Origin of the sequence: Ferrimonas kyonanensis DSM 18153, from assembly GCF_000425405.1 — a bacterium.
GTDB lineage: Bacteria > Pseudomonadota > Gammaproteobacteria > Enterobacterales > Shewanellaceae > Ferrimonas > Ferrimonas kyonanensis.
Genome location: NZ_AUDJ01000033.1, coordinates 24,740 through 44,393, shown reverse-complemented (window position 1 = coordinate 44,393; position 19,654 = coordinate 24,740). Strand labels below are relative to the sequence as shown.

Annotated in this window: 15 protein-coding genes; 5 read left to right on the top strand and 10 right to left on the bottom strand. The window is 55.4% G+C overall.

The features are described from left to right. Positions 1 to 252: 252 nt before the first annotated feature. The 6 genes from mioC to rpmH all read right to left on the bottom strand — a co-directional run bounded on the left by mioC (position 253) and on the right by rpmH (position 4,634). The gene (gene mioC / locus H598_RS0111760; RefSeq protein WP_028113195.1) at positions 253 to 690 is read right to left on the bottom strand and encodes an FMN-binding protein MioC; all 438 of its coding nucleotides are present in this window, start codon (positions 688 to 690) and stop codon (positions 253 to 255) included. 115 nt (positions 691 to 805) lie between these two features. Next, positions 806 to 2,173 carry a tRNA uridine-5-carboxymethylaminomethyl(34) synthesis GTPase MnmE gene (gene mnmE / locus H598_RS0111755; RefSeq protein ID WP_028113194.1) on the bottom strand — a complete coding sequence of 456 codons (1,368 nt, stop codon included), beginning with the start codon at positions 2,171 to 2,173 and terminating at the stop codon, positions 806 to 808. Between the two features lie 104 nt (positions 2,174 to 2,277). Then, a complete protein-coding gene (gene yidC / locus H598_RS0111750) occupies positions 2,278 to 3,894 on the bottom strand; it encodes a membrane protein insertase YidC (RefSeq protein ID WP_028113193.1) in 1,617 nt (538 codons plus the stop codon). Between the two features lie 18 nt (positions 3,895 to 3,912). Beyond that, positions 3,913 to 4,131: a membrane protein insertion efficiency factor YidD gene (gene yidD / locus H598_RS26010; RefSeq protein ID WP_084144436.1), complete on the bottom strand. Its 219-nt coding sequence runs from the start codon at positions 4,129 to 4,131 to the stop codon at positions 3,913 to 3,915. Next, positions 4,086 to 4,490 carry a ribonuclease P protein component gene (gene rnpA / locus H598_RS26005; RefSeq protein WP_084144435.1) on the bottom strand — a complete coding sequence of 135 codons (405 nt, stop codon included), beginning with the start codon at positions 4,488 to 4,490 and terminating at the stop codon, positions 4,086 to 4,088. The genes yidD and rnpA overlap by 46 nt, the downstream gene beginning before the upstream one ends. Before the next feature lie 9 nt (positions 4,491 to 4,499). Further along, a complete protein-coding gene (gene rpmH / locus H598_RS26000; RefSeq protein ID WP_084144434.1) occupies positions 4,500 to 4,634 on the bottom strand; it encodes a 50S ribosomal protein L34 in 135 nt (44 codons plus the stop codon). 415 nt (positions 4,635 to 5,049) lie between these two features. Here rpmH and dnaA point away from each other — a divergent pair, with 415 nt between their 5' ends. From dnaA to gyrB, 4 genes are read left to right on the top strand one after another with little or no spacing between them, the layout of a single operon-like run. Next, positions 5,050 to 6,429 carry a chromosomal replication initiator protein DnaA gene (gene dnaA, locus H598_RS0111740; RefSeq protein ID WP_028113192.1) on the top strand — a complete coding sequence of 460 codons (1,380 nt, stop codon included), beginning with the start codon at positions 5,050 to 5,052 and terminating at the stop codon, positions 6,427 to 6,429. A 16-nt stretch (positions 6,430 to 6,445) separates the two neighbouring features. After that, positions 6,446 to 7,546 (top strand): DNA polymerase III subunit beta, encoded by a 1,101-nt coding sequence (gene dnaN / locus H598_RS0111735; protein ID WP_028113191.1) that lies wholly within the window; start codon positions 6,446 to 6,448, stop codon positions 7,544 to 7,546. After that, positions 7,546 to 8,613 carry a DNA replication/repair protein RecF gene (recF, locus tag H598_RS0111730; protein ID WP_028113190.1) on the top strand — a complete coding sequence of 356 codons (1,068 nt, stop codon included), beginning with the start codon at positions 7,546 to 7,548 and terminating at the stop codon, positions 8,611 to 8,613. The genes dnaN and recF overlap by 1 nt, the downstream gene beginning before the upstream one ends. A 14-nt stretch (positions 8,614 to 8,627) precedes the next feature. Next, positions 8,628 to 11,042, top strand: a complete 2,415-nt coding sequence (gene gyrB, locus H598_RS0111725; protein WP_028113189.1) for a DNA topoisomerase (ATP-hydrolyzing) subunit B — start codon at positions 8,628 to 8,630, stop codon at positions 11,040 to 11,042. A 292-nt stretch (positions 11,043 to 11,334) separates the two neighbouring features. On the opposite strand, the gene H598_RS0111720 is transcribed toward gyrB, so the two are convergent. The 3 genes from H598_RS0111720 to glyQ form a co-directional block, all read right to left on the bottom strand. Then, the gene (locus H598_RS0111720; protein WP_028113188.1) at positions 11,335 to 12,372 is read right to left on the bottom strand and encodes a GMP reductase; all 1,038 of its coding nucleotides are present in this window, start codon (positions 12,370 to 12,372) and stop codon (positions 11,335 to 11,337) included. Positions 12,373 to 12,599: 227 nt separating this feature from the next. Next, on the bottom strand, positions 12,600 to 14,672 hold the full coding sequence (glyS, locus tag H598_RS0111715; protein ID WP_028113187.1) for a glycine--tRNA ligase subunit beta: 2,073 nt from the start codon (positions 14,670 to 14,672) through the stop codon (positions 12,600 to 12,602). Between the two features lie 7 nt (positions 14,673 to 14,679). Further along, on the bottom strand, positions 14,680 to 15,591 hold the full coding sequence (gene glyQ / locus H598_RS0111710; RefSeq protein ID WP_028113186.1) for a glycine--tRNA ligase subunit alpha: 912 nt from the start codon (positions 15,589 to 15,591) through the stop codon (positions 14,680 to 14,682). A 123-nt stretch (positions 15,592 to 15,714) separates the two neighbouring features. Here glyQ and H598_RS0111705 point away from each other — a divergent pair, with 123 nt between their 5' ends. After that, positions 15,715 to 16,293, top strand: a complete 579-nt coding sequence (locus H598_RS0111705; RefSeq protein ID WP_028113185.1) for a DNA-3-methyladenine glycosylase I — start codon at positions 15,715 to 15,717, stop codon at positions 16,291 to 16,293. A 45-nt stretch (positions 16,294 to 16,338) separates the two neighbouring features. Here the strand turns inward: H598_RS0111705 and H598_RS0111700 are convergent, their stop codons facing one another. Then, entirely contained in the window at positions 16,339 to 19,512 is a 3,174-nt protein-coding gene (locus H598_RS0111700; protein ID WP_028113184.1) for an amidohydrolase family protein, read from the bottom strand. Positions 19,513 to 19,654 lie beyond the last annotated feature (142 nt).

Below are 19,654 nucleotides of genomic sequence, written 5' to 3'. Positions count from 1 at the left end.
TCTCTGTGGTTAAGTCATTTTTCATCTTAATGATCATGATCTTAAGTGCGATCGATCCCTGTGGGTAGAGGGCGATCTTATGGCGTACAGGGTGGGGGTAGATCGCCCTTTTATACACAGGCACCAAGGCTTGTGATCGGGGCCGTGGATTAATCCCTAAGTTGATCCCAGTTTGATCCAATGTTACCCACAGTTCCCTGTGAATTAAGATCTAAACTGTGAGTAACTTTGTGAGCCTTGTGCATAAGGATCTCAGTTAAAGATCGAGATAAGCTCGTCGATCCACTCCAAAGCCCGATCCTCCGGTAGATCGACCGCCTGTACATCGATCTCGATCTTATTCACAAGCGGCTGAGCACCGGCCTGTTGAAGAAGTCGATCCAGGGTTCGAGCAGCACCACAGAATGTGTCGTAGCTGCTGTCGCCAATGCCGCAAATCGCAAACTGAGTGCCGGATAATTGAGCGGATTCCAGGCTGTTGGCGAAAGGAAGCAGGTTATCCGGAAGATCACCGGCACCGTGGGTAGAGGTGACAATCAGCCAATGGGGGAATGGGGTCAACTGCTCCAGAGTCGGATCCAGGAACTGCTGGCACTGGATCTGATGTTGAGCCAGCTTGTCTGCCAGTTCGTCTGCCACGGCTTCTGCACCGCCCATGGTGGTACCGACAATAACGGCGAGTGGAGTCATAGATGGGGTCCTGTGTTTGAATGTGACGCCATTATGGCAACTTCCCAGACGGTCACAACAGGGATTTCAGGCATTAAAAAGCCCGCACGATGGCGGGCTTGCTGTCGGAGCGAAGTTATTTGCCGATGCAGAAGGAGGAGAAGATGCGCCCCAGCAGATCGTCGGAGCTGAATTCGCCGGTGATCTCGGTTAATGCCTGTTGGGCCAGTCTTAACTCTTCTGCCAGCAGTTCTCCTGCCTGAAACACTTCCAGTTGCTCGCGTCCCATCAGCAGGTGGTCATCGGCTTGAGCCAGGGCTTCCAGGTGTCTACCGCGAGCCATAAAGCCGCCTTCTCCGCTGCCCTGGTAGCCCATACAGGCTTTCAAATGCTGCTTCAATGCCTGCAGGCCATCGCCGGTCTTGGCGGATAGCTTAAACAGCGGGTAGCGATGATCATCGTCGGTCAATTGGGCTTCGCCGGTGAGATCGACCTTGTTGCGGATGATGGTCAGGCCCATGTCATCCGGCAACTGCTGAATGAACTCTGGCCAGATCTGTTCCGGCTGGGTTTCACTGGTTTCGGTACCGTCGACCATCAGCAATACTCGATCCGCTTGGTTGATCTCTTCCCAGGCGCGCTCGATGCCGATGCGTTCCACTTCATCACTGGCTTCGCGAAGTCCGGCGGTATCGATGATGTGCAGCGGCATGCCATCGATGTGAATGTGTTCGCGCAGTACATCTCGGGTGGTGCCAGCGATGTCGGTGACGATGGCCGATTCACGGCCGGCGAGGGCATTAAGCAGGCTGGATTTGCCAGCATTGGGGCGGCCGGCAATCACCACCTTCATCCCTTCGCGCATTAAGGCACCCTGACGGGCACTGGCGCGAACTTCGGCCAGTTGATCCTGCACCTGTTGCAGGTCGGCAGAAATTTTGCCGTCCGACAGGAAGTCCACCTCCTCGTCGGGGAAGTCGATGGCGGCTTCGACGTAGATGCGCAGCACCGTCAATTGCTCAACCAGTTCGGTGACCTTGCCGGAAAATTCCCCCTGCAGCGATTTCAAGGCACTGCGGGCGGCTTGTTCCGAGGAGGCTTCAATCAGATCGGCGATGGCTTCGGCCTGAGCCAGATCCAGTTTGTCATTGAGAAAAGCCCGTTCTGAAAACTCGCCAGGTCGAGCGCTTCGGGCCAACCCGGTGGCAATAATTGCCCGTTGCAGCATGTCCAGTACCACCGGACCGCCATGGCCCTGCAACTCCAGTACATCCTCACCGGTAAAAGAGTTCGGGGCCTTGAACAACAGTGCAATGCCCTGATCCAGTTCCATCCCTTGATGGTCTTTAAAGGGCAGGTACTCGGCATAGCGGGTGCGGGGAATCCGACCGAGCAGGGCCTGGGCCAAGGCTTCGGTATTGGGGCCGGAGATGCGGACGATGCCGACGCCACCGCGCCCGGTGGCCGTCGCTTGGGCGACGATGGTGTCTGTAGTGGTAGTCATGAGAATCTATGGGTTGCCGTAGTAAAAGCCAGTATATCAATCCTGAGCTTGGGAGCGGACATAAAAAAGGCGGCATTGCTGCCGCCTCTCGTGTGGGGTCAGGGTTACTTCAGACCCTGTTTCGCCAGTGAGCGGTAGATAAACCACTGCTGGGTAATCGCAACCAGGTTACCGAACAGCCAGTACAGAACCAGACCGGACGGGAACCACAGGAAGAACACGGTAAAGATGACCGGCATGTACTGCATCATCTTTTGCTGCATGGGATCCATACCCGGTGCGACCGGCTGCATCCGCTGCATAACAAACATGGACAGGCCCATCAGCAATGGCAGGATGTAGTAGGGGTCTTTCACCGACAGATCGGTAATCCACAAAGCGAACGGTGCATGACGCAGTTCGACGCTTTCCAGCAGTACCCAGTAGAAGGCGATGAAGATAGGGAACTGAAGCAACATCGGCAGACAACCGCCCATGGGGTTCACTTTCTCTTTCTGGTACAGCTCCATCATGCCCTGGCTCAGGCGTTGACGGTCGTCACCAAACTTCTTCTTCAGCTCTTCCATTTTCGGCTGCAGATTACGCATCTTCGCCATGGAGGTGTACTGGGCCTTGGTCAGTGGGTACAGGGCACCACGAACCAGCAAGGTCATGCCGATGATGGCCACACCCCAGTTAACGACCAGAGATTGCAGCATGGTCAGCAACCAGTGCAGCGGTTGGGCGATGAACCACAACCAGCCGTAATCGACCACCAGGTTAAGGGAGTCAGACAGGGCCGACAGGGCTTCCTGGTTTTTAGGGCCGATGTACAGTTCGCTGGAGAAAGTCTCGCTGCTGCCGGCGGCCACGGTGGTTACCGGTTGTTTAACGCCGATGGCGCCTTCGCTGCCGTTGTTGTAGACCTTGGTGTACAGGGCGTTTTGTTGCTCTGCACCAGGTACCCATGCGGTCACGAAATAGTGCTGCAGCATCGCAACCCAACCGCCTTGAGTCGGTTTGTTGAGTGCGGCGTCTTTCATGTCATCGAAGTCGTACTTCTTATAACGTGTGTCGGCCGTGCTGTAGGCACCCCCACGGTAGGTGGGCATCATCATGTTACTTTTGTCGGCGGTGATGCTTTGACGCAGTTCACCGAACATCTGCATGGATGCATTGTTGGCAGACTGGTTGTTCACCACATATTCCACCCGGACATCGTATTTGCCCTTGGTGAATACGAAGCGCTTCTCAAACTGAATGCCGTTGGCATCCACAAAGCTCATGGGGACGACCAGTTGATCCTGACTGCCCATGTCGTAGCTGTTGCTGGCAACTTGGTACGTCGGACGTTCGGCAGCTGAATCTGGCCCTTGGGCACCGATCAGTCCGCTGCGGGCGACGTAGTTGAAGCCGTTGTGGCGTTGCAGCAGTTTCAGTGGCTCAGGTTGATCCTGTTCCAGCGGGAACTGCAGCAGTGAAGATTCGATAATGTCACCACCTTGAGTGTCGATCACCAGCTTCAGGGTGTCGGTGGTAACGGTGACCAGTTTGCCACCGGTGGCGGCTTGCTCCGGCAGGGTGTCTTGGGAGACGGCACTGTGAGGGACGTCATTAGACACCTGGGTGGCTGTAGTTTGAACAGCTTCAGGTTGAGGATTCTGGTCCAGTTGCCATTGTTGCCACAGCAAGTAGCTGACGAACAATAGGCCTACCAGAAGTAGATTACGTTGAGATTCCATGGCCGGTTAAGCTCTACCTTATTTAGATGGAGGTACGGGATCACGTCCACCCGGGTGCAAAGGGTGGCACTTTACTATGCGTCTTAATGCTAACCAACTTCCTTTCAAACAGCCATGCACAGTGATGGCCTCAATCGCATAATGCGAGCAAGTTGGCTGAAATCGGCAATTTGGCCCCAAAAGCGGGCTAATCAACCTTTGGTAGAGTCGGATGAATCCGATGAGCAACTTTTGCATCGTTTCGTCAGCTTTCGAAAAAGCTTCTCTACCAATTTATGAAGTGTGGCATTGTCCAGTTCATCTACGCCTCGTTTTGCAATGGCGACAATGTCGACTGCGGGGAGATCGTGTTGATGGCGGCGGAAGTCGTCTCGAACGATACGTTTGATGCGATTTCGCTGACAGGCCTTTTTGACATGCTTTTTCGCCACCGTCAATCCTAAACGGGGATGTGACAGTTCATTAGGGATGGCGAGAAGGGTCAAGTGGGGGTGTGCTGCCCGGACGGGATTAGCAAAGACAGATTTGAATTGAGCGGGAGTTAACAGACGTAACTCCCGCTCAAAGGTATAACGCACCGTTGATGCGCTGTGCATAATCAATGATTAAGCAGACAGGCGGCTACGGCCTTTGGCACGACGACGTGCCAGGATTTGACGACCAGCTTTAGTGGCCATACGAGCACGGAAGCCGTGGTTACGCTTACGCTTCAGTACGCTCGGTTGAAAAGTACGTTTCATAGCTTCTTTACCGTTAGTTAAGCTTCGACTCCCGCGACATGCGGTGGAATCGGTTCAAAAAAGAGGCCGAATTTTACTAAAAGTCGACCTGCATAGTCAATCTGAGGATGAGGTTTTTTCAATAAAGTTCCTCACCCCCCATTTCTTGTGGATAACACTGTGTGTTGACCCCAAGATATAGACAGCGCGATCGCGATCGGATCCCGCGGATGCGAAGTATAGAGATTTTTTTGATCCCTTTCCAGTCCTTGTGTCATCTGGGATTTGGTCAGGATCGCAACGATCCTTTTGAGGCGATCATGGCGGTAAGGATCTCTGATCTAAATTGGGGATAACTTCGGTAAATGGCTGGCTATCGACCAGTTTGAGGAGTAGAATTACGCCTTTGGGTGATCTTTATTTCGGAGTATTTACGGTGACTTTGTCTGTTTGGCAGCAATGCATAGCAACCCTGCAGGAAGAGCTGCCGGCTCAGCAATTCAGTATGTGGATTCGACCGCTTCAAGCTGAGTTCGACAACCAAACTCTCACCTTATACGCCCCTAATCGGTTTGTGCTGGATTGGGTCCGGGATAAGTATCTGGATCAGATCAACCGCTATTTCCAGGGGGTGATGGGGGATCAGGCTCCGATCCTGAAGTTCGACATCGGCAGTCGCCCGGTGGCGGCGCCCGCCGCTCAGCCTCGCCCGGCCCAAACGGTGTCGGCCCCTGAGCCGGTTCCGCCCATGGGCAGTGTCGAGCCACCGCCGGTCAGCCCCAATGCCGCCAATACCCGAAGCAACATCAATCGCACCTATCAGTTCGACAACTTCGTCGAGGGTAAGTCCAACCAACTGGCCCGTGCGGCAGCGACCCAGGTGTCCGATAATCCCGGCGGTGCTTACAATCCGCTGTTTCTGTATGGCGGTACCGGTCTGGGTAAGACCCACCTGTTGCATGCGGTAGGTAACGGCATTCTTAAGAACAACCCCAACGCCAAGATTGTCTACATGCACTCCGAGCGGTTTGTGCAGGACATGGTTCGGGCATTGCAAAACAACGCCATCGCTGAATTCAAACGTTACTATCGCAGTGTCGATGCCCTGCTGATCGATGACATTCAGTTTTTTGCCAATAAGGACCGCTCCCAGGAAGAGTTCTTCCATACCTTTAATGCTCTGTTGGAAGGCAATCACCAGATCATCCTGACCTCGGATCGCTATCCCAAGGAGATCGACGGGGTGGAAGATCGGTTGAAGTCCCGTTTCGGCTGGGGCCTGACCGTGGCCATCGAGCCGCCGGAACTGGAAACCCGAGTCGCCATCCTGATGCGCAAGGCCGAAGAGAGCAAGATTCATCTTCCCGATGAAGTTGCTTTTTTCATTGCTAAGCGGTTACGTTCTAATGTTCGGGAACTGGAAGGCGCCCTCAACCGGGTTATTGCCAATGCCAATTTTACCGGACGGCCAATCACCATTGATTTCGTGCGTGAGGCGCTGCGGGACTTGCTGGCGCTGCAGGAAAAGTTGGTGACCATCGACAACATTCAAAAGACGGTTGCCGAGTACTACAAGATTAAGGTGGCCGACATTCTGTCTAAACGTCGCTCCCGTTCCGTTGCCCGCCCGCGGCAGGTTGCCATGGCGCTGGCGAAAGAGCTGACTAACCACAGCTTGCCCGAGATTGGCGATGCCTTTGGTGGCCGCGACCACACGACGGTGCTGCACGCCTGTCGTAAGATCGAACAGTTGCGGGAAGAGAGTCACGATATCAAAGAAGACTACGCGAATCTGATTCGGACCCTTTCCTCCTAAATTCTGAGAATTGACGATGAAATTTACCATCAATCGCGAAGCATTATTGAAACCACTGCAGTTGGTCTCCGGTGCCGTTGAACGACGTCACAACCTGCCAATCTTGTCAAACGTGCTGTTGGAGGTTAGTGACCACTTACTCAAGCTGACGGGTACCGACCTGGAAGTGGAGTTGGTGGGCCAGTCACCGCTGGAAGGCAATGTGGTGCCGGGGCGCACGACAGTGCCGGCCCGAAAGTTCCTCGACATCTGCCGCAGCTTGCCGGATCTGGTGGACATCCAGATAGAGCAGCAAGACAACCGGCTGATGATTCGTTCCGGTCGCAGTCGTTTTAATTTGACCACCTTGCCCGCCGAAGACTACCCCAACATGGGGGATTGGCAGGAGGAGGTGCAGTTCACTCTTAAGCAGGGTGTGCTGAAACAGCTGATCGAAGCCACTCAGTTCTCCATGGCCAACCAGGACGTGCGCTATTACCTCAATGGCATGTTGTTTGAAACCGACAACAACGTCTTGAGGACGGTGTCCACCGATGGTCACCGTCTTGCCGTCAGTTATCGCACCATCGAGGCGCAGCTGCCAGAAAAGCAGGTCATTGTGCCTCGTAAAGGCGTGGTGGAACTGGTGCGCCTGTTCGGTGAGGAAGACGCCGACATTACTCTGTGCATCGGCAATGGCAGCATTCGGGCCATTACCGAAGACGCCATTTTTACCTCCAAGCTGGTGGATGGGCGTTTCCCCGATTATCGCCGAGTGTTGCCACAAGGTGGCGACAAGGTACTTATCGCGGATCGGGAGGTGCTGCGTAATGCCTTTGCACGGGCGGCGATTCTGTCCAACGAGAAGTTTCGCGGCGTTAGGCTTAATCTGGCCGACAATGAACTTAAGATCACCGCCAACAATCCTGAGCAGGAAGAGGCGGTGGAGATGCTCGATGTGGAGTTTCCCCATGGCGAGCTGGAGATTGGCTTTAACGTCAGCTATGTCCTGGATGTACTGAATGCCCTCAAGCGGGAACAGGTTAAGCTGATCATGAGTGATGCTAACAACAGTGCACTGTTTGAGAACGTGGAAGATGACGAGGCACTGTACGTAGTGATGCCGATGCGCTTGTAATGGCCATTCAACAGCTTTCGCTGACTCACTTCAGGAATATCAAGGCCGCCGACATTCGCCCTGCTGGCGGCCTTAATCTTATCCACGGCGCTAATGGCAGTGGCAAAACCAGCGTGCTGGAAGCGATCTGGTTTTTAAGCCTGGGACGGTCATTCCGCAGTCATCAGTCGCAACGGGTCATACAATATGAGCAGGATGCGTTTACCCTGTTTGCCCGGGTAGGAGACGAGCAGCGGTTGGGCTTCAGGCGCAACCGTCAAGGTGAAGTCGAGGCCAGAATTAACGGCGAGCGACCGGAAAAGCTGGCTCAGTTGGCCAAACTGCTGCCGTTGCAATTGATCACTCCAGAGAGCTTTGCCTTGTTGCTCGATGGCCCTAAGGCTCGGCGGGAATACATCGACTGGGGAGCGTTTCACAGTGACCCTCAGTTTCATCTTATCTGGGCCCGTTGCCGGCGTTTGCTTAAGCAGCGGAATCAATTGTTACGCAGTCAGGCGGATGATCGACAGATCGCCATCTGGGACAAGCAATTGGCCCATTATAGCAATGAATTAACCCTGAGACGGCGAGCGTGGGTAGACTCGTTAAATGACGTATTGAAGGGTATAATAGGGGCGTTTTTACCCAACGTTCCGGTACGGGTATCGTTCAGTCAGGGCTGGGACTCAAAGACCCCGATAGAACAGATACTGGAGTCACAGCTCCACCGTGATAAGCAATTAGGCTACACAGTATCCGGACCACATAAAGCCGATCTGAGACTGAGGGTCAGTAACATACCCGTTCAGGATGTGTTATCCCGTGGCCAGCTTAAGTTGCTGGTCTGCGCCCTTAAGATCGCCCAAGGTGTGTTGCTGAGCGAGCAACACCAGAAACAATGCATTTATTTAGTTGATGACTTGGCATCAGAGTTGGATTCGGAGAAACGGACTCAGCTGTTGAGTCAACTGGAGCAAACCGGCGGCCAGGTTTTTGTTACCGCCATTGATCCAGAACAGTTGGCAATGATGAGTTGGCAGCGAGTGTTCCACGTGGAACACGGCCAGGTCACCACAAAGGATAGTTAACCAGAGACAAGCGTATGTCAGAACAAAGCTATGGATCCTCAAGTATTAAGGTCCTGAAAGGTCTGGACGCAGTGCGTAAGCGTCCAGGTATGTATATTGGCGACACCGATGATGGCACCGGCTTGCACCACATGGTGTTCGAGGTGGTCGATAACTCCATCGATGAGGCATTGGCGGGTCACTGTAATGACATCATTGTCACCATCCATCTCGATGGCTCAGTGTCGGTACAGGATGATGGACGCGGTATCCCCGTGGACATTCACCCGGAAGAGGGAGTCTCTGCTGCCGAAGTGATCATGACCGTGCTTCACGCCGGTGGTAAGTTCGATGACAACTCCTATAAGGTGTCTGGTGGCTTGCACGGTGTGGGTGTCTCGGTTGTAAACGCCTTGTCTGACAAGCTGGAACTGACCATTCGTCGTCAGGGTAAGGTGCATCAGCAGATCTACCGTCTGGGTGAGCCAGAAGCGCCGGTTGCGGCCGTGGGTGATACCGATAAGACCGGTACCGCCATCCGTTTCTGGCCGAGTCCTGGTACCTTCTCTAATATCGAGTTTCACTACGAAATTCTGGCCAAGCGTCTGCGTGAGTTGTCGTTCCTGAACTCCGGTGTCTCCATTAAGTTGGTGGATGAGCGTGACGATAAGAACGACCACTTCTGCTACGAAGGCGGCATTCAGGCATTCGTTGAATACCTGAATCAAAACAAGACTCCGATCCATCCCATGGCCTTCAGTTTCAACCTGGAGCGGGAAGACGGCATCGCAGTAGAAGTGTCCATGCAGTGGAACGACGGTTTCCAGGAGAGCATCTACTGCTTTACCAACAACATTCCACAGCGTGACGGTGGTACTCACCTGGCGGGTTTCCGGGCGGCATTGACCCGGACCCTGAACTCCTACATGGAGAAAGAGGGCTTCAACAAGAAGAACAAGACCAGCGCTACCGGTGACGACGCCCGAGAAGGTCTGACGGCGGTGATTTCGGTGAAGGTGCCGGATCCTAAGTTCTCATCACAGACCAAAGACAAGCTGGTGTCTTCGGAAGTGAAGACGGCGGTTGAGCAGGCGATGGGTGAAAAGCTGTCCGATTACTTGCTGGAAAACCCCAATGATGCCAAGGCGGTGGTGAACAAGATCATCGATGCTGCGCGGGCTCGGGAAGCGGCACGTAAGGCTCGAGAGATGACCCGTCGCAAAGGGGCGATGGATCTGGCCGGATTGCCCGGTAAGCTGGCAGATTGCCAGGAGAAGGACCCGGCCCTGTCGGAAATCTACATAGTGGAGGGTGACTCGGCCGGCGGTTCCGCCAAGCAGGGTCGTAACCGTAAGACACAGGCGATTTTGCCGTTGAAGGGTAAAATCCTCAACGTTGAAAAGGCCCGCTTCGATAAGATGCTGTCTTCTCAGGAAGTGGCGACACTGATCACCGCATTGGGTTGTGGCATCGGCCGCGAAGATTATGATCCGGAGAAGACCCGTTACCACAACATCATCATCATGACCGATGCGGATGTCGATGGCTCGCACATTCGTACGCTGCTGTTGACCTTCTTCTATCGGCAGATGCCTGAGTTGATTGAGCGCGGTTACATCTACATTGCTCAGCCGCCACTGTATAAGGTGAAGAAGGGTAAACAGGAGCGTTACATCAAAGACGATGAGGCGCTGACCGAGTATCTGACTACCCTGGCACTGGAGAAGTCCGCGTTGCACGTGAATGCCGAAGCACCGGGTATCAGTGATACTGGCCTTGAAGCCTTGGTGAATCAGTTCCGCAGTGTTGAGTCGGTGATTGACCGTCAGAGCCGTCGTTTCCCACGCAATCTGGTTAAGGCTTTAATCTACGCGGGCGCCCTGACCGATGAAGGCATCAAGTCGGAATCGGTGGTGCTGGATTGGGCCGAAGCCTTTGCCAACGACGTCACCGAAACCGAAGGCGATGGCTCTTACTACCGTGCCGAAGTGGAGTTTGATGCCGAGCGTGCCGTGTACGTGCCGAAGCTGATCCTGCGTCAACACGGTATCGACCATGAGTACCTGCTGACTTACGACTTCCTTCAGTCTCCGGATTACAAGGCCATTGTCGCCCTGGGTGAGCAGGTGGCGGATCTGATCGAAGAGGGCGGGTACATCAGTCGTGGTGAGCGCCGTTACCCGATCACCACCTTTGAGCAGGGCCTCAACTGGCTGATGAATGAATCCAAGCGTGGTCTGTACATTCAGCGCTATAAAGGATTGGGTGAGATGAACCCGGAGCAGTTGTGGGAAACCACCATGGATCCGGAAGCCCGTCGTATGCTGAAGGTGACCATTGAAGATGCCATCGCCTGTGACCAGTTGTTTACCACATTGATGGGTGATCAGGTGGAGCCGCGTCGTGACTTCATCGAGCAGAACGCGTTGTTGGCTAACCTGGACGTATAATTCCGGTTTGCACACCCACAAAAAGGGGCCCCGACAGGGCCCCTTTTTTTGTCTCTACTCGGTGTGTGCGTTGGGCCTGGCAGCGCAGGGATAGGCCCTCGTCGTCTACCTGTGGTCTTTTGAGGCATGTCCTAGATGGGATGGGTCGTAAAAAAGGGCAGTGAATACCGTCATCCCTGACTTTGTGAGACGAGGTTCCACGTGAAACAATCAGGCGGGTCATTCGATACTATCAATAAGGCACTGCCGTTTCCGGCAGTGCTTTAATTCGCTAGGGGTTCCACGTGGAACATCAGTTAAAGACGCGATTTTCCTGTTCTTGTACACGAATGAAAGTGGTGCGTTTGGTCAGTTCCTTCAATTTGGCGGCGCCTACATAAGTACAGGTCGAACGCACGCCTCCCAGGATATCTTGCACGGTGAACTCGACATCACCCCGGTAGGGCACCATCACGGTCTTACCTTCAGAGGCGCGGTAGTTGGCCACACCGCCGGAGTATTTGTCCATGGCGGTGGAGGAACTCATGCCGTAGAAAGCGCGATAGGCTTTGCCGTCTTTATCGATGGTCTCACCACCACTTTGATCGTGACCGGCAAACATGCCGCCAATCATGACGAAATCGGCTCCGCCACCAAAGGCCTTGGAGACGTCGCCGGCGCAACTGCAGCCACCATCACTGATTATCTGACCACCTAGGCCGTGGGCGGCATCGGCGCATTCAATCACGGCAGACAACTGAGGATAGCCAACCCCGGTTTTCACTCGAGTGGTGCACACCGAGCCGGGACCGATACCGACCTTAACAATGTCGGCGCCACTGATCAGCAACTCCTCCACCATCTCGCCGGTGACCACATTACCGGCGACGATCACCTGGTCCGGGAATTGCGCTCGTACACGACGAACGAAGTCGACAAAACTCTGTTGATAGCCGTTGGCGACATCGATGCAGATGAATCTCAGGCGAACGTCCAATGCCATGATTTGACCGAGTTTGTCGAAGTCATTGTCGGACACGCCGGTGGACACCATGATGCGTTCGAAGAAATCGGCGTCTTTATCCTGTAGCCATTGCTGCCACTGGTCGACGCTGTAGTGTTTGTGCACGGCGGTCAGCATGCCGTGAACGGCCAGGGCTTCGGCCATCTCAAAGGTGCCGACGGTGTCCATATTGGCGGCGATCACCGGTACCCCGGTCCAGCTGTCTTTGGCGTGCTTAAATAGGAAGGTACGGCGAATATCAACTTGCGAACGACTGGCCAGGGTAGAGCGCTTGGGTCTGAACAGAACGTCTTTAAAACCCAGTTTGATGTCAGCTTCAATATGCATGATCGATTCCCGAATACTACGAAATAGGGGGGCTCAGGAATCGGTACTTTAGGAGGGATGCACCGATGCACTGAGACCATAAAAGTGGTCGTACGCACCGGTTTTCGACATTCTATGTCGAAACCGCTAGAAGGCAACAGAAATCGAAAGAACGCTTTGTTCTGATGAGTGGATAATAAAAAACCGCCCGGAAAAGGGCGGTTTATCGATGTCACGGCAAAGGAGCTTTACTGTTGCAGCAGCGAGATGTCCGCCACCTGCAGGAACAGGCCTCGTAGTTGGTTCAGCATCGCCAGACGGTTGGCTTTGAGGGCCGGATCGTCGGCGTTGACCATCACCTCTTCAAAGAAGTTGTCGATGGTCGCTCTCAAGCTGGCTAACTGGCTCAGGCCATCGCTGTAGTTGCCGTCGGCAAACAGGGGCAGCACCTTGGCCTGAGCGGCCAGAATGGCCTCTGCCAGGGCTTTCTCGGCACCATCCTGAAGCAGGTTGGCATCGATGCTGTCTGCCAGAGGGGCGTCCGATTTAGCCAGGATGTTACCCACACGCTTGTTGGCGGCTGCCAGAGCCTGAGCGGCATCCAGAGAGCGGAAGCTTTGCACCGCTTTAACACGGCGATCGAAGTCCACCGGACGGGTGGGGCGCAGGGCCAGTACCGCTTGAATGACGTCGACCGGGTAGCCTTCATCCTGGTACCAGGCTCGGAAGCGGCCCAGCATGAATTCGATGACGTCGTCGCAGACCTTGTCGTTGGTCAGCTTGTCGCCGAACAGAGATTGAGCCTTAGCGGTCAGGTCAACCAGGTCCAGTTCCAATCCTTTCTCTACGATGATCCGCAGCGCACCGATGGCGGCCCGGCGCAGGGCAAACGGGTCGGCGGCGCCTTTAGGGGCCTGACCGATACCGAAGATGCCCACCAGAGTGTCGAGCTTATCGGCCAAGGCCAGGGCTTGTGCTACCCCGGAGTGTGGCAGATCGTCACCGCTGTAGCGGGGCATGTACTGCTCGTTCAGGGCAACGGCGACCTCTTCGGCTTCGCCGTCATGGCGGGCGTAGTGCATGCCCATGATGCCCTGGGTGTCGGTGAACTCGAACACCATGGAGGTCATCAGGTCACACTTACACAGCAGGCCGGCTCGTGAGGCGTGGGCAGTATCGGCGCCGATGCCGGCAGCAATGTACTCTGCCAGTGCCTGAATCCGATCGGTCTTGTCTTTCAGGGTGCCCAGTTGCTTCTGGAACAGCACGCTGTCCAGTTTTGGCAGCTGCTCAATCAGCTTCTGCTTCTTATCGGTATTGAAAAAGAACTCGGCGTCGGCAAGGCGGGGACGAACCACCTTTTCGTTACCATCGATAACCTGGGCCGGGTCTTTGGACTCGACGTTGGCAACGAAGATGAACTTTGGCATCAGCTCGCCGTCTTGGTCGTAGACCGGGAAGTATTTCTGATCGCCTTTCATGGTGTACACCAGCGCTTCAGCCGGTACCTTGAGGAACTCCGGTTCGAACGAGGCGATCATGACCACCGGCCATTCCACCAGCGAGGTCACCTCTTCCAGCAGTTCGTCATCCAGGTCGGCACAGCCGCCAATCTGTTGCGCCGCGGTTTCGATGTCGGCCTTGATGGTGGCTTTACGCTGTTCGTAATCGGCCACGACTTTGCCGGTTTCCAGCAGACACTGCGGGTAGTCATCGGCATGATTCAGGGTCAGTTCTTGGGCGCCCATAAAGCGGTGACCTTTGATGGTCAGGCCGCTGCGAATACCCAAAATTTCGGCATCCAGGCTGGTGTTGCCCAGCAGCAGAGCCAGGGTATGAACTGGGCGGATAAATTGAATATCACTGGAGCCCCAACGCATCGCTTTGGGGATTGGCAGTTTGGACAGCGCATCGGCCACCAGGGTGGGGAGCAGTTCGGTTGCCGGTTTACCCTTCACTTCGGCGCGGTGCAGCAGCCATTCGCCCTTGTCGGTGACCAGGCGTTCAGCCTGGTCGACACTGATGCCGTTACCCCGGGCCCAGCCCTGGGCTGCCTTGGTGGGGTTACCATCGGCATCGAAGGCTGACTTGATGGCAGGGCCGCGCTTCTCGACGACTTTGTCTTGTTGAGCGTCGGTCATGGCGGCAATCTTGACGGCCATGCGGCGGGGAGCGGCGAACCACTCGACGTCGCCGTGGCTCAGTTCAGCCTTGGCCAGCGCGTCAACCAGGTTGTCGCGAAACGCCTCGCCCAGGGTGCGCAAAGCTTTTGGTGGCAACTCTTCGGTGCCCAGTTCTACCAGAAAGGTTTCAGTAGCCATGATTCTATCACTGCTCCTTTTGACACATTGGGAAACCCAGGGCTTCACGGGAAGCGTAATAGGCTTCGGCTACGGCTTTGGTCAGGGTGCGGATGCGCAGAATGTAGCGCTGACGCTCGGTGACGGAGATTGCCTTGCGGGCATCCAGCAGGTTGAAGGCGTGACCGGCCTTGAGGATCCGCTCATACGCCGCCAGCGGCAGCGGCTTGTCCAGATCCAGCAGATGACGCGCTTCTTTCTCACACTGGTCGAAGAAGGTGAACAGGAAGTCGACGTCGGCATGCTCGAAGTTGTAGGTGGATTGTTCCACCTCGTTCTGATGGAACACGTCGCCGTAGCTGGTGGTGCCCAGCGGGCCGTCGGACCACACCAGGTCGTAGACGTTATCTACACCCTGAATGTACATTGCCAGACGCTCGAGGCCGTAGGTGATTTCCCCGGTTACCGGTTTGCAGTCGAGGCCGCCCACTTGCTGGAAGTAGGTAAACTGAGTGACTTCCATGCCGTTGAGCCAGACTTCCCAGCCCAGACCCCAAGCACCCAGAGTCGGGTTTTCCCAGTTGTCTTCAACGAAGCGGATGTCGTGGATATCAGTGTCGATGCCCAGTTCGCGCAGGGACTCCAGATACAGTTCCTGAATCTCGGCCGGGGACGGCTTGATGATGACCTGGAACTGGTAGAAGTGCTGCAGACGGTTCGGGTTTTCACCGTAACGACCGTCCGTCGGGCGACGGGAAGGCTGCACGTAAGCAGCGGCAAACGGCTCGGGGCCGATGGCACGAAGGCATGTAATGGGGTGGGACGTGCCCGCTCCCACTTCAATGTCCAGTGGCTGCACCACGGTACAGCCCTGGCGAGCCCAGAAGTCCTGCAGTTGCAGGATCAGACCCTGGAAGGTCTTGACGTCAAACTTTTGCATGGGGTATCACCTGGATACGTCTAAAATGGCGTGAAACTTGCGCGAAATGCTGGTTAGTATACCTTCTGAGAGGGCTGGTATGTAGGCTAATTTTTGTCGTGTTAATAAAGGTATGGCCAATAGATGGATAAACAACGTTGTTCATGGTGTGGAACCGATCCCCAGTACGTCGAATACCATGATACCCAGTGGGGGCGTCCGGTACGGGATAAGCGGGAACTGTTTGCCAAATTATGCCTCGATGGCCAGCAGGCGGGGTTGTCCTGGCTGATCATTTTGCGAAAAACACCCCACTACTTCGAGGTGTTCGAACAGTTTGATCCGGCGAGGATTGCCGAGTTCGACGAGGCCCGGGTTGAGCTGTTGCTGCAGGATCCCGGTATCGTCCGTAATCGGCTAAAGGTCAACTCGATCATCAAAAATGCCAAGGCCTATTTGGCGCTGCAGCAGCAGGGCGTCGATTTCTCCGACTACTTGTGGTCCTTCGTTGGCGGCCAGCCCATCGATAATGCCCTGAAGCCTGGCGATGCGTATCCGACTCGAAGTGTCGAATCTGATGCCATGAGTAAGGCATTGAAGAAAGCGGGCTTCAGCTTTGTGGGCACCACCATCTGTTACGCCTTTATGCAGGCGGTGGGGATGTTCAATGATCATCTGGTCAACTGTCCCAGCTATCGCGAGTGTCAGCAACTGAGCCAATAGAAAGGCCGCCATTGCAGGCGGCCCGGACTGGGACAGTTTTAACGGCTACTCGAAGTAGAATGGGGCCCGTTGTCGACGTTTGCCGTTCAACTCATTCATGGTGGCCGCATCGTACAGTCGGCCACCTACCATGGTGTAGTGCACCTTGTCGGAGTCGCGGATGTTGGCCAGTGGGTCGCCGTCGATGACAATCAAGTCCGCCAGCTTGCCAGTTTCGATGCTGCCGATCTGTTGGTCCATGGCGAAGTGACGGGCCGGGTTGATGGTGGCGGTCTTCAGCGCCTCCAGGTTGCTCATTCCACCCTGGGCAAACATCCAGATCTCCCAGTGGGCACCCAGGCTTTCCCGTTGGCCGTGAGCGCCAATGTTGCTGCTGATACCCAGTTGCCTGAGTTCATTGGCCACTCGGGCCACGTTGAAGTGGTTGTAATGCTCGTCCGGTGCCGTGGTGCGACGCATCGCTCGTGGACGTAAGATCTCCTGAGGGACGAACTTGGACAGGCGAGGGTGTTTCCACACCTCGGTCTTGTCGTACCAATAGTTTTCTCCCCAGATTCCACCGTAGGCCACCACTAATGTTGGCGTGTAGCCAACCTCGGTCTGACTCCAGAACTGTTTAATGTCGTCATAGATACTGGCAGCTGGAAGGGCGTGTTCAATGCCGGTGTGGCCATCGGCAATCATGGTCAGATTGTGTTGCAGCAGGCTGCCTCCTTCTGGCACCACCATCATCTCCAACTCTCTGGCGGCAGCGATGATCTGCTGGCGCTGATTTCGCCTCGGTTGGTTGTAGCTCTTCACCGAGAACGCACCCACTTTTTTCAGCCTTTCCAGGTGGAATTTGGCGTCTTCGAGGCTGTCCACATGGGCGGTGTATCCGGGCCCGTTGGCGCCGTACAGTATGGTGCCGGTGGAGAAGATTCTCGGTCCGATAATGTCGCCGGATTTTTGCAGTTCACTGGCAGCAAAAATCTCGGTGGTGTCGTTGGAGGGGTCGTGAATGCTGGTCACGCCGAGCGCCAGGCTGGCGAAGTTAATGCGATTCTGCTCGGGGATGATCTCGTTGTTGCCCTGACTGCCGTGAGCATGGGCATCAAACAGGCCGGGCATCAGAGTTTTGCCCTTAATGTCGATGGTTCGGGTGCCGGCGGGAATACTGACCTGATCACGACTGCCGACTGCGGTGATGCGGTTGTCCTCGACGATGACCACACCGTCTTGAATGATGTGGTCGCCGTTCATGGTGATTACCTGGCCGCCAACAAAGGCGATGGTTTCACGTGGAACATAGGTGTCGGCTTGAAAGCCGATGTCGGTGACCGATGCCGGCTCGACCTCGGGCTGACTGGGGTCAAACAGCTGTTCAACATTGGCCTGGTACAACTCCGGCCCTAGTGACCAGTACAGACCGGTGCTGGCCAGATTCCAGCTGAGGTTTTCTCCCGCTCGTTGTGATAACTGCTTGACCGGCAAACCGCCGCCGTTGGGACCGATGTGCTGGGTCTCGCCGTGGCTGGCAAAGGGGGTCAGGAATACCTTGAAGCGTTCGGCGAACGCCAGTTTGTTTCCGTCGGGAGACACATGAAATTCGGTGGCGTGATCGGAAGTAAAATGAGTTCGACGGTCGAAACCATCCAGGTTAACACTGGCCAGAGCCGGTTTATCGTCGGCGCGGGTGGTCAGGAACAGTCGGTCATTACGGTGACCAAAGTGGGGCATGGTGCCCCAGTCGCTGATCATCAGCGGGGTGCCGCCCTCGGCGCTAACCCGGTAGATACCTGGAGCGTTGTCCCAGGTTGCCGGAGTAATGTAACCGCCGTCTACTTTGCGGTACACCACGGTGCGGCCGTCGGGACTGAAGGTGGGTTCGACGTATTTGCCCGGCAGGGTCGTCAGGGTGTTGACCTTGCCTCGCTTCAAATTGATGACCTTGATGGCGCCCTGTTGGTCATCCTGCCAACTGGCAAAGACCAGGTGTTTGCCATCGCGGGAGAATTGCGGGAACAATTCAAACCCATCCTGAGTGGTGGTAACGCGCTGCGGTTTGTCACCCTTTATCGGCCGTTGCCATAGCTTACCCAGAGCCTCAAACACCACGGTGTTGCCGTCGGGTGACACCTGAACCTGACGCAGCATTTTGACGTCAAATTGATCCGGATCCAGTTGCTGGCTGAAGCGCACCGCCGGCTGCACCTGTTTGTCGGTCGCCACATGAAATGGCACCACCTGTGAGACACCGGAATGCACGTTCAGTTTGTGAATCTGGCCGCCGGCCCAGAACAGCAGTTGTTGATTGTCCGGGGTCCAGGCCAAGGTTGGGTAGACCCCATGAATGGCCCAGGTCTCCTGCATGTCCCGATCCAGTCGGTCATAGATCTTGCGCTTTTGTCCTGATTGAAGGTCATACAGATACAGGCTGGTTTGAAAACCATCGCGGCTGATGTAGGCCAGGGTTTTGCCGTCTGGGCTGGGGGTCGGCCTGATGGCGCCGCCGGTGCCGCTGAGCAATACCTCGATGTCACCGCTGTGGCGGTCGTAGCGCTTGATCTTATAGATCCCCTGTACGGAATCTTTTGAGTAGTGGAACGTCTTGCCCGGAGTCGCATCCTGGGAAAAATACAGGTAACGACCGTCGGGAGAAAAGGCCGGCTCGCCGAGATCTTTCTGGTCGTTGGGGCGCTCTGTCAGCTGAATGCCGTCGCCACCCTGGACATGGTACATCCATACCTCGCCGGCGCCCAGGCTGCGCTGGGCGGTGTAGTGTTTCCGGCCCACCAGATACTGGCTGTCCGGACTCCAGGCCGGGCTGTTGAGCAGGCGGAAGTTTTCTGAGGAGACCGGACGCGGCTCGCTGCCATCGGCGTTCATAATCCAGATGTTATCGCCGCCATCCTGGTCGGAGGTAAAGGCGATGTAGTTGCCGTCTGGACTGAACCTGGGCTGCATATGCCAGGCAATGCCTTTGATAAGCGGTGTCGCTTCACCGCCTTCGATGGGCATCTGGTAGATATCGCCAAGTAAATCAAATACCAGGGTGGTACCGTCCGGGCTGATGTCGACGTTCATCCAAGTGCCTTGAGTGACGTCGATGCTGATGGACTGCAGCGGCCCCTGGGGCTGATTGACGTTCCAGCTTGGGGCGTCGGTGGCCAAGAGTTGGCTACTCAGAAACAATCCGGCGGCCAGCAAACTGGCTCTGAGGGGGGATAAGGCTGACATTGGACTCCCTGTCGTTGTTCTCATTCTATGGAATTGCGATGAGTCTACTGAATGGGACGGATATTGAATACAGTCCTCCCTGAGGAGGTGTCAGTGGCTTATGCTACTCAGGTTTTAGGTGGCGGTGGCCTGTTCGGTGTTT

Excerpts from the sequence above, each read along its gene's own strand:
- mioC (WP_028113195.1), bottom strand. The coding sequence starts at position 690 with ATGACTCCACTCGCCGTTATTGTCGGTACCACCATGGGCGGTGCAGAA.
- mnmE (WP_028113194.1), bottom strand. The coding sequence starts at position 2,173 with ATGACTACCACTACAGACACCATCGTCGCCCAAGCGACGGCCACCGGG.
- yidC (WP_028113193.1), bottom strand. The coding sequence starts at position 3,894 with ATGGAATCTCAACGTAATCTACTTCTGGTAGGCCTATTGTTCGTCAGC.
- yidD (WP_084144436.1), bottom strand. The coding sequence starts at position 4,131 with ATGCAAAAGTTGCTCATCGGATTCATCCGACTCTACCAAAGGTTGATT.
- rnpA (WP_084144435.1), bottom strand. The coding sequence starts at position 4,490 with ATGCACAGCGCATCAACGGTGCGTTATACCTTTGAGCGGGAGTTACGT.
- rpmH (WP_084144434.1), bottom strand. The coding sequence starts at position 4,634 with ATGAAACGTACTTTTCAACCGAGCGTACTGAAGCGTAAGCGTAACCAC.
- dnaN (WP_028113191.1), top strand. The coding sequence starts at position 6,446 with ATGAAATTTACCATCAATCGCGAAGCATTATTGAAACCACTGCAGTTG.
- recF (WP_028113190.1), top strand. The coding sequence starts at position 7,546 with ATGGCCATTCAACAGCTTTCGCTGACTCACTTCAGGAATATCAAGGCC.
- gyrB (WP_028113189.1), top strand. The coding sequence starts at position 8,628 with ATGTCAGAACAAAGCTATGGATCCTCAAGTATTAAGGTCCTGAAAGGT.
- H598_RS0111720 (WP_028113188.1), bottom strand. The coding sequence starts at position 12,372 with ATGCATATTGAAGCTGACATCAAACTGGGTTTTAAAGACGTTCTGTTC.
- glyS (WP_028113187.1), bottom strand. The coding sequence starts at position 14,672 with ATGGCTACTGAAACCTTTCTGGTAGAACTGGGCACCGAAGAGTTGCCA.
- glyQ (WP_028113186.1), bottom strand. The coding sequence starts at position 15,591 with ATGCAAAAGTTTGACGTCAAGACCTTCCAGGGTCTGATCCTGCAACTG.
- H598_RS0111705 (WP_028113185.1), top strand. The coding sequence starts at position 15,715 with ATGGATAAACAACGTTGTTCATGGTGTGGAACCGATCCCCAGTACGTC.
- H598_RS0111700 (WP_028113184.1), bottom strand. The coding sequence starts at position 19,512 with ATGTCAGCCTTATCCCCCCTCAGAGCCAGTTTGCTGGCCGCCGGATTG.